Genomic DNA, 13,502 nt, shown 5'->3' with positions numbered 1-13,502 from the left:
ACGCTACAAGCTAGTGCCCGATGATCGTTTGGAGTCGGCCACGGATCGCCGCCGAGAGACTGGCGCGGCCCTCTCCATTATTCAGATAAGGAATGTAGCGCAGGTGGCGTAGATCGAAAGGAATGTCTTGACCGCTCTGAGTGATGAGGATCACCTCACGGCCGAGGGTGTGCGCGATGCCCGCCTCGTAGAAGACGTTCGGATTGCGCCCAGTGCAGTCGCAGATGACCACCCGGGACCGATCGATCAGCGACACGACGTCCTGGATGATGGCGGGGTTCTCCCAAATATCATCGGCTCGTCGACATCGCAGGCCAGCGGCTTCGGCGGCTTCGCGAATGCTATCGTAAACCGGTGTGAAGGCGGCATCGAATGGCATCATCGCGGAGGCCAGTTGGGGCTCGATATTCTCATGATCGGAGAGCTGGAACACGCTCGGTCGCTGCCGCCCAGGCCGGACGTTACGCATCAGAAAGCGGTATAGGTCGATATCCTTCACTGCCCAGTGGTTGCGAGAGAACTCGAAGTCGTGCGGCATATCGAGCTGGCCGCGGCCGGCAAAGACGGTCGCATTGGTGAGAGGCGGCACCTCCCGGTCAAGGACAAACTCGAAATGGACGTCGCCATTGGCAACGCGCGCGCGGGTGATCGTACCGACGTGACAAACCTCCTCGCCGGTGCCCTCGCCCATGAAGAGGCACGGCAGACGAGTGAGCCGGTCGAGCAAAGGAAGTCGTTCCTGGCGAAACTGATCGGCGACGTGATCCTCAGTGTATTCGAACATTCGCACGAGGGGCATCGTCCCGACGCCACCGGCCCAGTCGAACCACCGCATTATCAGGTTGAACATGCGATCCCTTTTCTGGCGACATGGTGGCCGGACGCCTTAGAGCTTACGAACGTGCCGGGCGTCGGGGAAGGAAATAACGCTGCCAAGCAGCTCGTAAGCTATGATCCCGCCAATACGCAGAGGAAGACGCTGAGAAAGCGCGGCTGTGATAAGGTAGTTCGGTCGGCGCGTGGGCAGTTGCTAACCTATAACACCGCCAACGTCAGTCCAGCGTCGCCCTAGCCGGCTGTATAAAGGGCGATCGCGAGCGATAAACAAAAGATCGACAGCCAGATAACGATCTGTCCAAAGATATGAAGCACTAGCCCCACCCAGCTATGTCGCCGTCTAAGAGCAAGGCCGCTTGCGACCGCTACGAAAAAGGCAATCACTGCCGGCATCGAAATGGAAGGCGAGCGCCTCAGGCTCGTCTCGACGATCGGCATCAGGCCGACGACCATCACAAGCATCCACGAGAAGCCGAACACCGCCCAGTCGGCCACGTCGAGTTCAGGCGCGGCGCTCGTCCCCTCTTTTCGCCCAAGCTGATTTCTTGTCATTCAGCCGTGTCCTCAATGGCTTGTGAACAAACCTCGAACCCTGTATGTTGGACAGGTTCGGAGGTTCTCATGCGCGAGTTGGACACCGCGACGTTCTTGATGACGCAGGACAACCCGGCGGGACCGATTATCCAGTTTGTTGAGAATGGCATCGAGCCTCAGGGGCCAATGACCGACGCCGACGGCAACGTGAGCAAAGCGAGCGCTGCTGCCTACTTGGTGGCGTATGCGATCTTGGCCGGCTTTGTGGGCTACCTCATTTTCGCTCTTTAAGGCGGCGGTCACTCGCGCAACTTCGGATCGTTGAAGAAGCCGCGATTGTGGTCGCGGTGGACTTCTTGCTGCACGCCTACAGAAGCCTGCACGGAGCTGGCCCGCGCCGCCTGGGCCGCTGTCCGGTCATCGTCGAGCCTTGCTTCTCCGCCCTCGATCACCGCCTGCGCCGCGCGGGGATCGCCTCCGGCCGGCGCTGACGGGATACCCGACACGCCATGCGGGCGGTACGAACCGGCGACATCCGCTGCGCTGTCGACACTTGGCCTGTGGACCTGAACGAGGTCGGGCTCATGCAACTTGCCAGCAATCTCCTCGCGGATGTCATCCTGCTTCTCGCGCATCCAGCGCGTCACCATTTCCTGGCGGACGGCGCGCTGATGGTCACTAAGATCGGTCGCCCAGAGCTCGGGAGCGTCAAGTCCAGGATTGGAAGCTTGCTGCGCGCGATACCATTGCGCGAGATCCTGACTCATGTTCTCGCTTAGCTGCATGCCATGCGTTTCGGCGTAGCTGGCGTCGCGCGACAGCTGCTGCGACAGTTCCTCGAGCTTGCGCGCAGTTTCAGTGTAAGACCGGGCCCGCGCCAACGCCTGCTCGTGGGTCAGCGAAGAACTTGACGTTGTCGCCGCCCGACTGAACACTCCAGACCGATCGTAGGTGCCATCCGAAGATGTCGCACCCGTGCCGTTGGAATGCTCGTCCCGCACACCGCTGCTCGCAGTGCTGGAACTGTCAGAGGAGCGAGAATCGGTGGTTCCATGACGAAGGGTGTCCTGCTGCTGCCCTTGCTTAGACACACTGCCACTAATGCCGGGGAGGCGGCCAAGAACTCGTCCGATGCCGCCCTTGGAGCCGCCTGCACCCTGCGGAAGGCCGGCCGATATGGAACCGGACACTTGGTCCAGTGTGCCCGCGGACCGATCATGGCCGTTCGACACCGCCAGGCTCTGGCCGGTTGACGACCGATCCTCCAGACCCTGCGAGCTGCTTCCTGTCGTGCGGTCGAACTGCTCGATCGAGGTGTTGGCCGCGCGGCCACTGCTCGAATCCCATCCCGAAGATCGCTCGCTGGACGTGCCGTAGGCGCTGCGGTCGGTTTTTGTCCAGGTGAGCATCTCCTGCGCCGCGTTGTCGTACGCCTGTGATTGTCGGTGGGCCTCGCTCGCCATCTCACGCCATTCGGCAACCGTGCCAGTCGTGGCCGTCGGAGTGAACGAGAGCCGTGAGATCGCCCCGCCGGTATCGAACACCTCTTGGCCGTTGCCGAACCCGTTGATGAGCGCGCCGTTATCCTGGCGCCATCCGACACTCGCCGCGCCGCCCATGAAGCTGGGGGCGGTTGACCACTGGTCGGCCTGTCGCATGTTCGAGGTCGAGTTCGCCCAACTCACATTGCCGTAGGAGTAATTGCCGGTAGTCTGCTCGAGCGCGGCAGCCTCGGCTGCGTTCTGCGCTGGCGCGAGCATCGATGTCGCCTGCCCGGCGATCGACATGGCACCGCGGGCCAGGCCGGCCGCAAGGAACGGGATGCTCATCAGCATGAAGCCCGCGATCGTCGCCGTCTCCCCGTTCACCGCACCGATTCCGGCATAGCTTCCCAGCGACATTCCTCCGCCAGCCACGCCGTTCGCGGCAGTCTCGGCGCGGGTCATACAGATCATATGCAGGATGACGTAGAGCGGCCCCCAGGACGCGAGATAGAAGAACCCCATCGCATAGCCCTTCAGCGTGCTCAGCCCGGTTTGGGGCAGCAGGAAGAGCGGAAAGATGACGGGGAACATCGCGAAGAAGACCACCGTGAGCACGATGTTCAAGATCGGAACCCAGGCCATCGCCTGCTGCGCGATCGAATTGTAGGTGTTTCGCGCCTGAATGTCGGCTCGCGTCTGTGCGAAGGTGTCGATCGATGCAGCCCCGCTTCCGCCAGCCATCGAGTTGCGCGCCTGCATGAAGGCGTTGATCGCCGTGTTCTGGCGCATGACGCCGGTGAAGTCGTCACCTGAGCCCGTGAAGGCCGAGTTGACGATCGGCAGGTCGTGCTTGAGCTTGGCGGCGGCGACCGCGTTGCTGAGCTTGGGATAGACCTCCTTGGCCCAAGGCTCAGCATTGGCTTCGATCATCCCGGCCCACTGGCCGTTGAGGCTGTCATAAGCCTGCCGGCAGGTGACGATGAAGTTCTGGACCGTCCCATCACCCTGGCGCTCCAGCCATTCCTGCGACCGAGCCTCCGAGCCGGGTCCGATAGCCGCCCATAGGTCGGTCGCCTTCGCCAGGTTGGTGAGGGACTTCTGGTAGAGCATCACGTCGCCGAAAAGGCAGTTCTTGAAGTGGCTCTCGAGGTTGGTCGAGAATTCGGCATCTCGAATCACGAAGTTGCGGGTCGCGTCGAACAGCCGAGCCCCATAGACCATTCCGTTGGTGGTGTAGTTGAGCTCCCCGGGCATCACAAAGACGGTCTCGGCGGTACGCGTGAGCCAGTCGCCGATTTGCGTGGTGAAGCTCGCGAGGACGCCCAGCCCCAGAGGGACGTTGGCCACAGTCGCCGGGGCGAGGCTCGGATTGATGCGATCCGTGACCTTCACGTCGATCGTCGGCACCATGAGGCACAGATAGATCCCGGTCGCCTGCAGAAACCAGTTCATCCAGGCGCGGAAGTTGAGAGTGAAGGCGACGACAAGCAGCGAGTAGATCAGGCCCATCACCATCACGACCCGGATGAGCGACTTGTAACCCCCTCCCCCGGCCCACGCTGCCACGGCATTGAAGGTGTTGACGAGATACTCGCCCCCGCCGACGGTGAAGACCTCGAGCACGTCGCAACCCTCCCCTTCCGCGCCTAGAGCAGGCCCTGCGCGTTCAAGCCCCGCGAAAAGTTGAGCGCCGAGGACATGCCCGGCGTCATGCTGTTCTGCAGGGTCGATTCGAGCATGATGCTCCGGTTGATGATCTGCATCGTCACCTGGAGCTTGTTGCTAAGCTTGACGTCGCGCTGCGCGAATTTGGCGCGGGTGGCGGCGATTTGCTGGCGCCACTGCCCGGCCGTCTCCTGGTCTGCGGTCTGATAGAAGACCTTCGCCTGCTCGACGCGGTCGAGCATATTATCGAGCATGGCGTTAAGAAGGTCGACCGCGACGATCTCGGACAGCGTCTGGATCTCGCCGTCGGTCAACGCATAGTGGGCATAGGCCTGCACCGCGAGAATCTTGTAGATCGGCACGGTGGCCATGTTCAGGAGCTGCTTTTCGGCCGCGTCGAGCGCAGTGTCGCTGCGGATCTTCGAGCTCATGCTCTTGATCATCGTCGCGATCCTTGGCCGAAGAGCACTCGCCTCGGGCACGCTCAGCGTCTGGTCGGACACGTCCGTGCAAAGTTCGTTGTTGCACTTCAGGATCTTCACCTGAGGCGCACTGGCGGTGCCGTCCAACAGCGCCGTCACGACCGCCTCTTCGGCAGGACCGTAGATCACGACCTTCGGCCCCTGATCGCTGCCGGTCGGAGGCGTGGTCACGATCGTTCCCACCAAGGTCATCACATATTCGGAGAAGGCCTGGTCGAACGCGCCGAATTTCGAGGACTTTTTCAGCGCCTCCCAGGTGTAGTTGTGCGGGTCGCCGACGATCTGCTCCTTCATGTGAGGATCGGTATTGCCGGCGAGCGTCCCATCTCGTTGACCGCCGTTGTTGCAGCCCTGCCGGGACGCGGCCCAGTCGGAGAACACGCCCTGGCTGTTGCCGACCGCCTCGCAAATCGTCGAACGGGTGGTTTCCATCTGAGGCCAGATGCCCCCGACAAGCGCCTGCGCCGTCTCGCAGCTCGAGATGTTCATCTGGTTGAGGAGCTGAGCCTTCTGGCTGAACTCGTCCATGACCTTGCCGATCTCTGGCGACACGCTATCGATCGCCAGCTTGAAGGCAAAGCCCAGCGCGTTGTTGGCGGTCGCCTTCAGCATCGCCACGATCTCGCTGGCGTTGATGAAGCTGAACGACCCCGAGAACAGGTCGATGCCGCCACAGCCCGCACGCGCGCTCGGAAGCTGCAAGTTGAACGGCGATACGCTCTTCTGCGGGAAGCGTGTCCACACGTTGCCGAGCGAATAATAGCCGGCCGACTGTCCCTGGAAGGCCGTCGGCCCGGTTACGTTCGCGGCGCCGCCGGCGTCGTTGAAGAAGCCGTTCATCTCGGAGGCGACATCCGCGCGCGCCACGCCGATCAGCGCGAAGTGGGATGCGGCCACCAGCGTCAGCACGGTGCCGGCACGGTGGGCGAGCCTCCGGAGGCGCCCTTTTTGTCGATGGCTGGACATCAGTAGTCGCTCCCCACCTTGGTGTTGGTGAGCATGAAGATGCGATCCATGATCTCATCCGCGCTCAGGATGCCATAGCCGACCGGGATCGTTCGCTTCGTCGCGGTGTCGAACAGCACGAGAGCGGGCGTTTCGTTGCCTGAAATCCCCATTCTGGAGCGCTGCCCGGAATCGACGACATAGTTCGGAAAGTCTCGGCTCGGGCCGCCGTCCATGGACACCGCCATGACGGCCATGCGGTGACTGTCGGCGACCGAGCGCAGGATCGGCGAGAATACCTCACATGCGCCGCAGCTCTGCGCGTAGAAGTAGAACAGGCCATAGCGCTGGCTCAGGTTGGTGAGGACCTGGTCGCGATCTGCCTTGCGGTTGTCGAGCCAGGTCCGCTTGGCCACCGTGTTGACGGGGCGCTGAAGCGTGTAGTCGATGTCCGGGTTCTGCCACAGGGCCCGCTGCCAGGTATCGGAGAACGTCGAAGCGCGGTCCAGCTGCTCGCGCTGGAAGCGCACATAGGCGATGACATTCGCTTCCGAGGGATCGAGGATGGCGCGCGCCTTCAGTTCGTCCAGTTGCCGCGTGATCGCGGCGAGACGCTCGGCCGCGCTCGGTTCAGCCGCCGGCGGCTGAACCTTGACGGTCTCGGCCGCCTTCGGCCTCGTGCAGTAAAACCACTGACCGAGCCTGCGCTCCCCACAATAGAAATCGTCACCGCGACCGACAGCCTCGACACCATCGTCGGCCCGTCCTGCGTCCTGCGCCCGCAGCGGGGCCGCTACCGGTGCGACCGTCAGCAGGACCATCGCCAGCGTTGCCATCTTCGACATGTTTATCGTCCTTCCTTCGGGTCAGCCGCACGATCCTGGGATTGCGCGGGGTGGTTGGATTGGGTGGTTGGCGGCGTGTCCCAAGCCGCGATGTGAAGGCAGCAATCGAATTGGGCCGTGGAGGGCGTGCCGCGGCTGCAGGCGGAGGCGGGTCGAACTGGCGCGGAGGCGCCGGGTCCTAGTGGGCCTGGCAGCATTGTGCCGGCGAGCAGCCAGGCGATAACGGCCGGCTCAAAGATTACGGAGCCCATGATCCAACTCTCCTTTCGATAGGCGCAGCACGGACATCATCAGGGCGACGTCGATCAGGCGGGTCCCCTGATCCAGCAGCCGGATGAGACCGTTCATCAAAGGCCGCGCCGCGCTCCGGCCTTCTTCGGTCGCGCGAAAGCAGTGGCTCTCCTCCGCGACCCAGCGATTGGCCAGCATGTGCTCGATCGGCGCGGCCGCCGAACTCGGATCCACCGCGCACTCGAACCACTCGCCGATCACATGGCAGATCTCCTCCAAGCGAGGCGCCCGCCCGGCGCGAAACACGCACATGAAGATCGCAAGCTCGAACACCGTCATCTTCCAGTCGCAACCGGGAGAGCCAGCGGTGCGAGCGTCATTCGCCACGGCCGTCATGTCGATCACCTGGTCCTCTGATCGTCATGGAGTGCCTCCATGAAGCTCGTAATAGTTCTGAATTTTCGCCTGGATCTCGGTCATCGTCTGGACCTCGTCCGGCAGCTTCGCGGCGTCGAGAAAGTCGGCGTAGACCTCGGTGAAATCCATTCGCGACAAGTCGAGCAGCTGAAACTCGGCGATGGTGAAGCCCTTGCATTGCTCGGACTTCGGGCTGCCCCACGGCTTGTTGATCTGGGCGCGGCCCTGCTCCTGTAGCACGCGGCTGAGCTTGCTCTCGAAGCAGCAATAGGCGGTCTTCTTCGTCTTGCAGATGCCGAGGAAGCTCGACGAGCACCACGTTCCGACCTTGTGGCAGAGCCCCATGCGGTCCTTGATGTCGAGCTTCATCTCATCCTGAGAACAGGCGAACAACGCGAGGAAGGGCGTCGCGAGCGCGGCGATCGCCACGGGCCCGCCTGCGAGCGCGGCACCACCGGCCGCCAGCGTCAGCGCGCCGGAGACCTTGCCGGCGCAGCAATTGATGAGACCGAAGACAGGCTTATGGCAGGTGTCCCGCGTTCCGGAGAACACCGTCAGGTTGTTCGGATCGAACCCCTTCGAGGCATCATCGATCGCGTGAAGCGCGACCAGGGCATCCTTGAACTCGGTCGATGCCTCTCGCGTGATCGGCTCACAGTCCCCGTTGATGCAGTAGACGTCGTTGCCGCAGATATATTGTGGGGCGTTCGAGGTCGGCGCGTCGGGTGTCGGACATCTGTAGACCTTCTCCTTTACCTTGCACTCCCCTTGCTGCGGGTCGTCGAGGCAATCCTCACGCAGGAAGGTGCATTGGCGATTGCCCTCGAGATCGCCGCAATCATCGCCCTGGGAAAGGCGGTGACACGAATACTGCCTCTCCCACTGCCAGCAGGCCTGGGTGACCGCGACGCCGTTGATGGTGCGGGTAGTCGGCTCTGAGTCGACGCAGGTTTCGGAGGTGAGCTCACACGTCTGGCCGGCGGTCGCGCTGTTGCAGACACCCTCGTCCCTACGTTCGTTGATGACCTGGCCGACGGTTTCGATCGTATATGGCCTGCCCGCCACCGCAGCGCTGTCGCATTCGTAGGTAATGATCTCGCCTTCACGGATGTCCGGCTCGGTGCAAAAACGTGGGTTTCCCTGGAGGCAGACGTCGTACATGACGGTCTCCCGCGACCGTTCGCGGCAAACGCCGTTGGCGACCGGAGCATTGAAGGCCGGCACGCATCGGCGACTCCGGTTGTCGCCACCCTGCGCCGCCGAGCGCGACCAGTTCTCACAGGTATAGACATATTTGTTCACGCCGGGCGTGACGTCGACCACCAGCGGCACCCGGCACACGGGCGCAGTCTCGTCGACCTTGGTGCCGGTGTTGCAGGTTGCCTCGTAATAGCCACCCGCGCCCGATCCGGGCGGAAGCGGCTGACATTGCCCACTCTCCGAGCCGATGTTCTCGCCCTGCAGATAGGCTTCGGGGTTGTTCTCCACCGTCGTGGCGCGATTGGTGGTTGCTAGGATCTCGGCGTTGCTGAAGGTCGCCCGCGTGTGGTCCGGGTCAGTGACCGTCCGATAGGAATCATTGGTCGAGCGTTGCGCTGTTCCCGCTGCAACAAGCGCGTCCGGATCGTCGAAATAGGTGCTCTGAGGCTGGCTCGTGCCGGTATAACCGGGAACGGCCGCGGCCTGAGCTTCCGACGTAGGTACTAGGCTTTCGTCCTGCCGCTTGGCGTTGCCGAGGGCTTTTCCCTCCTCGCGCGCCTGTTCGACCGTCATCTGCTGAGCACCAGCAGGACTGGCGACCAGGCAGACGCTGACGAGAGCAGCTACAAGAGACCGGAGCATCACTGGCGCCGGCTCCGGGCGAGGTTCGCGAGCGCGACGGAAGCAATTCGGGCCCCTGGCCCATTCGCATCGGCGAAGGTGTTGAGGGCATAGTCGACCGTGACGTTGCCCTCCATGCGGTCATGGGGTGGGACCTTGGTTTCGCAGGAGAAGCCGGCGCAAAGGTCGAAGGTCGACGATACGGCCACGTAGGTGGGCACCGCCTGCACATTGAAAGCGCGGAAGAGGCGCGGATCGATGCCGATGTTCGGCATGTCGTCCTTCTCGACGATCTGCCCAAGCCGGCTGACGAACTCCTTGGCTGAGTTGCTCGGGAAACCGCGGAAGACGACGACCCCCCCTGCCCGCGCGGTGTCGGCGATCAGCTGCTTGAGCGAAGCTGGCGGCATCGACAGGCTGGCGAACACGATAAACTGCGGCGCATCTCCGCCCGGCACGTTGGCGTTCTTCGCCGCACCCTGGACCAGCTCGTCGAAGTCGATCTTGCCGTCCGGTCCTTTCGGGAGTTCCGTCGTCGCGACCCGCTGCATGTTGTCCATGCCCGACTGGCGGACGACGGTCGCCTGCTCACGAAACTCGTCTCCGCGGTCCTTTACCTGATCGACGAAAGCCTGTGCCTCGGCAGCGAGGTCCGCGGCCCGCTTCTTCACCGTCTGCACGTCAAGCCCGTCGACGGTTTGGGCGAGCGCCGAGAGGCCGGCAGTGGCGAGAAGCGCGGTGATGCCGAATACCAAAAGGCGCATGCTTCCCTCCTCAGAACACGCAGCAGTTGCGTTTACGCCAGACCAGGTAGCCCATGTCCTCACCCCCGGCGGGGAAGGCTCGGCCGGCATCCGGCGGCATGGTCGACGCGCCGATGGCGGAGCAGGCGAAGCGTCCGCTGACCGTCGGGATCGGGTTCACCATCTGGAAGCGGTATTGCTGCTTCCGCATGATCGGCATGAGGTACTTTTTGCAGAGGCCCTCCGACCCCATCGTGCCCCACGCGAGGCCCTCGCGGTGCATCTTGTAGGCGAAGCGGGACAGCGCGAGGCGGGACGACTGGACATGCCCGATCGACGCGGGGATGTTGCCATTGAGAGGATACATGCTGCCCTGACAACCAGCGCACCAGAACAGAGCATCGAGCGGGAGCGCCGCGGTTCCGGCAATGCAGTCGCCGGCGCAGGCCGCCTGGGCGATCGGGTTGGCGAAGACGACCGCCTCCGGATTGATGATCGCGGTGAGGGAGTCATCCTGCCAAAGCGGATCGATCTCCGTCATATAGGCGATGTCAAACGACGCCTGCTCGAAGCAGAGGAAGTCGGTCAGGATCTCCATCCAGTATAGGAGCGGATAGACGTACCAGTGAACGTGCCACTTGGCCGTGCTCTGCGACCGCCCCCCGACCATAGACGGTCCTGCAAGGTAGCCCTGGCCGATGTCGAAGCCGGGCGCGATGCGCGTGCCTCCAAGATTGGGGAAGCACCAGGGCTTCATCGTGACGTCGGCGAGCCTCACCGGCTCCCAGAACCCGACCGAGATGCCGATGCGGGGGAGCGGGTCGGCGCAGGCGCAGATTGGCGAGGCCGGATTGTTGGTGTCCGGCCGGCTTCCGGGCCAGATCTTCGCCCCGCCGATCGAGAGCGGGAAGAGGCACGACCAGCAGACGTCGGTGATGGGATTGACGAACTTGCCGGTGCAGGTCGGCGCCGCCTCGGCGCGCGGTGTCAGCGCCACTGTGACCATCAGCAGCCCCAGAGCACCCAGGAAGGCTCGTAGCCAGCGCATCAGCGCCCCTCCCCCGTCCGCTCGAGAAAGGCGTTGTCGGCGGCATTCTTCCGGTAAAGGTAGAGCCAGGTGTACAGCCCGGCCGCGACCAGCAACCCGAGGGCGAGGCATGGCGCCGCGCGTCCCAGCACGGCGTGGATCTGCGCGAAGAAGGCTGCGACGAGCGCGAGCGAGAGGCAGAGGGCCTGCCACGACAAGCGCATGCGGCGCAGCGCCCGCGTTTCCGGAGCCGCCATCGGCGTCCGCAGAAGATCGAGCCACAACGGCATCAGCTGCGGCCTCCCGGTTTGAGGACCGTTTCGGAAACCTGGAGCAGCTTGCCCGCCTGCGAGACGACGGCCGGCGTATGCCGGATGCCGAACTTGCTGGTGAGTCGACCCTCCTGGTCGAAGAAGAACCGGCGCTTGCGCGTCGTCATGGACTCGATCGGCGAGCCGTTGACGAAGATGATCTTCGCGTTGAGCTCGGTGAAGCGCTTCGTCGCCCAGTCGACTTGTCCAGCGTCGTCGCCATCAACGAAGACCAGGTTCTGGCGCATCGACACGAAGTCGAGCGGATTGATCCTCTGGCCGGCCGCGGCGATAAGCTGCCCCTTGTGGTCCCGGATCTCGCGCTCGAGCGTGATCGTCGGATCGTAATTCCAGGTTCGCGCCTGCTCGGCCGGAGAAATCCCTGCCACGGGCACGGGCCGCCTGACCTTCGCTTCCGCTCGCTTGGCGAAGGCCGCGTTCACGCGGTCCATCTCACCCGTTGCCTGGGCTCGCTTCAGCCGGGCCTCGATTGTCGAGAGCAAGTCGGCCTCGGCCACCGGGTATGTCTGCCCCAGTTGACCGAAATCGCTTGCCTCCCCACGTTGGGAGCCGGTGAGCAGCACCGCCGCGCCCAGGCTGGCAATGCCGACGAGCGGGGCAAGCAGCCGGATCACAGGATAGCCGTCCCGGTTCCCACGATCTGTCGCTGACATGCGAGGCCGATCGCGGCGTAGCGGGAATCGAAGCCATCCTTGTGCGGCGTTCCGACATAATAGCAGCCGGCGGGGATGACGCCGCTCGGGCCTATCGCGAGCGGCTCGCCCGATTTGGTCTTCGTCTTGGTGTAGGCCACCACACGGCCATTGACGGTCACCGCACTGTGCCAGTGCGCCACCACGTCTCCGGGCACGCCGTAGACGATCTTCCCGAACATCTGCGGCTTTGGCCCGAAATGCGCGCGCAACAGTTCACTCGCCGGCGGGTCGAAGAAGACATAGTCACCGCGTGTCGGCAGCTTGTTGCGATGGATGATGAACGCCCAGTTCGGCAGCGACTCCGTCGTGTTGATCAGCAGCGCATGATCGTCTCGCCATTCGCTCATCGCCCCGAGCACGACGCTGCCGGCAACGAAAGCGGCGAACAGCCCCCACAGCCGCTTGCGCGGCCGCCACACGGGTGCCGGCGCCCTATCGGCCGTTACCGCCATCTTGGCCTCCGAAAGTCGAGATCGAGGCGCCGGGCGCGGTCGGCGCCGCAGGCATGCCGACCGGCATCGCCTGCTGCGGCACCATGTTCTGCGGCGCGGCAGCCATGGGATCGATCGTGGCCGCTGGGCCGGCAAATGCTTGCGGGATCGGCGCCGGCGGCAGTTGTTGCTGGAGCTGCTGCAACTCCTGAGCGCTCGCCTGCCGGGGCGGGCGCACTCCGCTTGCGTACACCGCCTTCCTGAGACTGTCCGTGATGTCGGGCACGTTCTTGGTCAGCACCGCCTCACCGACCAGAACCACCTGACCGTTCGCGCTGCGGCGCTGAAGCTCATGGTCGAGCGACGACATGAAAGCGCGCATCTCGGCCTCGACCTGGGCTGGCGGGGATGCCGAGCGGGCCTGCGCGCTCACATATTCCCCAACGATGTTGGACAGGCTTGCCTTGACGATGTGCTCCTCGCGTGGCGCAATCAGCGCCTTCGTGACCCACATCGACCAGACCAGCCCCAAGATGAGCGTGAGGCCGATCAGCAGCTGAGCCCGGGTGAACCCAGCGAAGCCGCGGTGCCCACGGGAGGGCGCGGCAGGTGCGGAAGCAATCACGGGCGGGGGAAGATCGAGTTCGGGTTGGTCAGCCATTGACGTTGCTCCGCTTTGGGTCGCGCGAGGGCAGGATGCTGTGGCGGCGGAAGACGATGATTGCGGTGGAAAGCAGCATGTGCGCGACCACGAGGACGTGCTTGAACGACTCCACGCGAGCCGCGTCGGCCGCGACGTATCGGCTCGCCATGTTGTTGAGCTGGTGCATCATCCCGTCGAACGAGAGACCGCCGATCGTGAGGAAGAACAGGACGAACAGCCCCCATGTGATCAGCAGGGTCGAGGCGAGGAACCCCGCAATGTGGAGGTAGAAATAGAGCAGGAAGCCGAGGTCGATCTTGCGCCGCTGCCGGGTGCTGTCGGCGTCGACAGGAGCCAGGGTCGCCATCGG

General features: G+C 63.7%; 15 protein-coding genes. 1 reads left to right on the top strand and 14 read right to left on the bottom strand.

The features are described 5' to 3' along the window. Window positions 1-10: 10 nt before the first annotated feature. Both BV95_RS04900 and BV95_RS04895 read right to left on the bottom strand, forming a co-directional pair. Window positions 11-850, bottom strand: coding sequence for a hypothetical protein (locus BV95_RS04900; protein WP_037448108.1), 840 nt, complete (start codon window positions 848-850; stop codon window positions 11-13). A gap of 218 nt (window positions 851-1,068) precedes the next feature. Continuing rightward, window positions 1,069-1,389 carry a hypothetical protein gene (locus BV95_RS04895; RefSeq protein ID WP_037448105.1) on the bottom strand — a complete coding sequence of 107 codons (321 nt, stop codon included), beginning with the start codon at window positions 1,387-1,389 and terminating at the stop codon, window positions 1,069-1,071. 69 nt (window positions 1,390-1,458) lie between these two features. Between BV95_RS04895 and BV95_RS04890 the strand changes: the two genes are divergently transcribed. Next, window positions 1,459-1,662: a hypothetical protein gene (locus tag BV95_RS04890; RefSeq protein WP_037448102.1), complete on the top strand. Its 204-nt coding sequence runs from the start codon at window positions 1,459-1,461 to the stop codon at window positions 1,660-1,662. An 8-nt stretch (window positions 1,663-1,670) separates the two neighbouring features. Here BV95_RS04890 and BV95_RS04885 read toward each other — a convergent pair whose 3' ends face one another. The 12 genes from BV95_RS04885 to BV95_RS04830 form a co-directional block, all read right to left on the bottom strand. Next, window positions 1,671-4,478, bottom strand: coding sequence for a conjugal transfer protein TraG N-terminal domain-containing protein (locus tag BV95_RS04885; protein ID WP_037448099.1), 2,808 nt, complete (start codon window positions 4,476-4,478; stop codon window positions 1,671-1,673). Between the two features lie 23 nt (window positions 4,479-4,501). Then, on the bottom strand, window positions 4,502-5,902 hold the full coding sequence (locus BV95_RS04880) for a conjugal transfer protein TraH (protein WP_037448255.1): 1,401 nt from the start codon (window positions 5,900-5,902) through the stop codon (window positions 4,502-4,504). Window positions 5,903-5,967: 65 nt separating this feature from the next. Next, window positions 5,968-6,792 carry a conjugal transfer protein TraF gene (locus BV95_RS04875; protein WP_037448097.1) on the bottom strand — a complete coding sequence of 275 codons (825 nt, stop codon included), beginning with the start codon at window positions 6,790-6,792 and terminating at the stop codon, window positions 5,968-5,970. A 231-nt stretch (window positions 6,793-7,023) separates the two neighbouring features. Further along, window positions 7,024-7,419: a hypothetical protein gene (locus BV95_RS04870; RefSeq protein WP_234703101.1), complete on the bottom strand. Its 396-nt coding sequence runs from the start codon at window positions 7,417-7,419 to the stop codon at window positions 7,024-7,026. Window positions 7,420-7,443: 24 nt separating this feature from the next. Beyond that, window positions 7,444-9,282: a conjugal transfer protein TraN gene (locus BV95_RS04865; RefSeq protein ID WP_037448095.1), complete on the bottom strand. Its 1,839-nt coding sequence runs from the start codon at window positions 9,280-9,282 to the stop codon at window positions 7,444-7,446. Continuing rightward, window positions 9,282-10,025 (bottom strand): type-F conjugative transfer system pilin assembly protein TrbC, encoded by a 744-nt coding sequence (gene trbC, locus BV95_RS04860; protein WP_037448090.1) that lies wholly within the window; start codon window positions 10,023-10,025, stop codon window positions 9,282-9,284. Before trbC ends, BV95_RS04865 begins: the two co-directional genes overlap by 1 nt. A gap of 10 nt (window positions 10,026-10,035) precedes the next feature. Continuing rightward, the gene (gene traU / locus BV95_RS04855) at window positions 10,036-11,052 is read right to left on the bottom strand and encodes a conjugal transfer pilus assembly protein TraU (RefSeq protein ID WP_037448087.1); all 1,017 of its coding nucleotides are present in this window, start codon (window positions 11,050-11,052) and stop codon (window positions 10,036-10,038) included. After that, window positions 11,052-11,321 carry a hypothetical protein gene (locus BV95_RS04850; RefSeq protein ID WP_037448084.1) on the bottom strand — a complete coding sequence of 90 codons (270 nt, stop codon included), beginning with the start codon at window positions 11,319-11,321 and terminating at the stop codon, window positions 11,052-11,054. The genes traU and BV95_RS04850 overlap by 1 nt, the downstream gene beginning before the upstream one ends. Continuing rightward, complete coding sequence (traW, locus tag BV95_RS04845; protein WP_037448081.1) at window positions 11,321-11,977, bottom strand: type-F conjugative transfer system protein TraW; 657 nt, start codon at window positions 11,975-11,977, stop codon at window positions 11,321-11,323. Before traW ends, BV95_RS04850 begins: the two co-directional genes overlap by 1 nt. Further along, a complete protein-coding gene (locus tag BV95_RS04840) occupies window positions 11,974-12,510 on the bottom strand; it encodes a S26 family signal peptidase (RefSeq protein ID WP_037448078.1) in 537 nt (178 codons plus the stop codon). Before BV95_RS04840 ends, traW begins: the two co-directional genes overlap by 4 nt. Next, the gene (locus tag BV95_RS04835; protein WP_037448075.1) at window positions 12,491-13,150 is read right to left on the bottom strand and encodes a type-F conjugative transfer system protein TrbI; all 660 of its coding nucleotides are present in this window, start codon (window positions 13,148-13,150) and stop codon (window positions 12,491-12,493) included. Before BV95_RS04835 ends, BV95_RS04840 begins: the two co-directional genes overlap by 20 nt. Beyond that, window positions 13,143-13,499: a hypothetical protein gene (locus BV95_RS04830; RefSeq protein ID WP_037448074.1), complete on the bottom strand. Its 357-nt coding sequence runs from the start codon at window positions 13,497-13,499 to the stop codon at window positions 13,143-13,145. Before BV95_RS04830 ends, BV95_RS04835 begins: the two co-directional genes overlap by 8 nt. Window positions 13,500-13,502 lie beyond the last annotated feature (3 nt).

The sequence above is a fragment of the Sphingobium chlorophenolicum genome (assembly GCF_000722875.1).
In the GTDB taxonomy this organism is placed as follows: Bacteria; Pseudomonadota; Alphaproteobacteria; order Sphingomonadales; family Sphingomonadaceae; genus Sphingobium; species Sphingobium chlorophenolicum.
The sequence above is the reverse complement of the archived record's forward strand: the minus strand, read 5'-3'. Positions and strand labels throughout refer to the sequence as shown.

What these genes read in the sequence shown, in the direction of transcription:
- BV95_RS04900 (WP_037448108.1), bottom strand. Translation starts at nt 850, where the DNA reads ATGTTCAACCTGATAATGCGGTGGTTCGACTGGGCCGGTGGCGTCGGG.
- BV95_RS04895 (WP_037448105.1), bottom strand. Translation starts at nt 1,389, where the DNA reads ATGACAAGAAATCAGCTTGGGCGAAAAGAGGGGACGAGCGCCGCGCCT.
- BV95_RS04890 (WP_037448102.1), top strand. Translation starts at nt 1,459, where the DNA reads ATGCGCGAGTTGGACACCGCGACGTTCTTGATGACGCAGGACAACCCG.
- BV95_RS04875 (WP_037448097.1), bottom strand. Translation starts at nt 6,792, where the DNA reads ATGTCGAAGATGGCAACGCTGGCGATGGTCCTGCTGACGGTCGCACCG.
- BV95_RS04870 (WP_234703101.1), bottom strand. Translation starts at nt 7,419, where the DNA reads ATGACGGCCGTGGCGAATGACGCTCGCACCGCTGGCTCTCCCGGTTGC.
- BV95_RS04865 (WP_037448095.1), bottom strand. Translation starts at nt 9,282, where the DNA reads ATGCTCCGGTCTCTTGTAGCTGCTCTCGTCAGCGTCTGCCTGGTCGCC.
- trbC (WP_037448090.1), bottom strand. Translation starts at nt 10,025, where the DNA reads ATGCGCCTTTTGGTATTCGGCATCACCGCGCTTCTCGCCACTGCCGGC.
- traU (WP_037448087.1), bottom strand. Translation starts at nt 11,052, where the DNA reads ATGCGCTGGCTACGAGCCTTCCTGGGTGCTCTGGGGCTGCTGATGGTC.
- BV95_RS04850 (WP_037448084.1), bottom strand. Translation starts at nt 11,321, where the DNA reads ATGCCGTTGTGGCTCGATCTTCTGCGGACGCCGATGGCGGCTCCGGAA.
- BV95_RS04840 (WP_037448078.1), bottom strand. Translation starts at nt 12,510, where the DNA reads ATGGCGGTAACGGCCGATAGGGCGCCGGCACCCGTGTGGCGGCCGCGC.
- BV95_RS04835 (WP_037448075.1), bottom strand. Translation starts at nt 13,150, where the DNA reads ATGGCTGACCAACCCGAACTCGATCTTCCCCCGCCCGTGATTGCTTCC.
- BV95_RS04830 (WP_037448074.1), bottom strand. Translation starts at nt 13,499, where the DNA reads ATGGCGACCCTGGCTCCTGTCGACGCCGACAGCACCCGGCAGCGGCGC.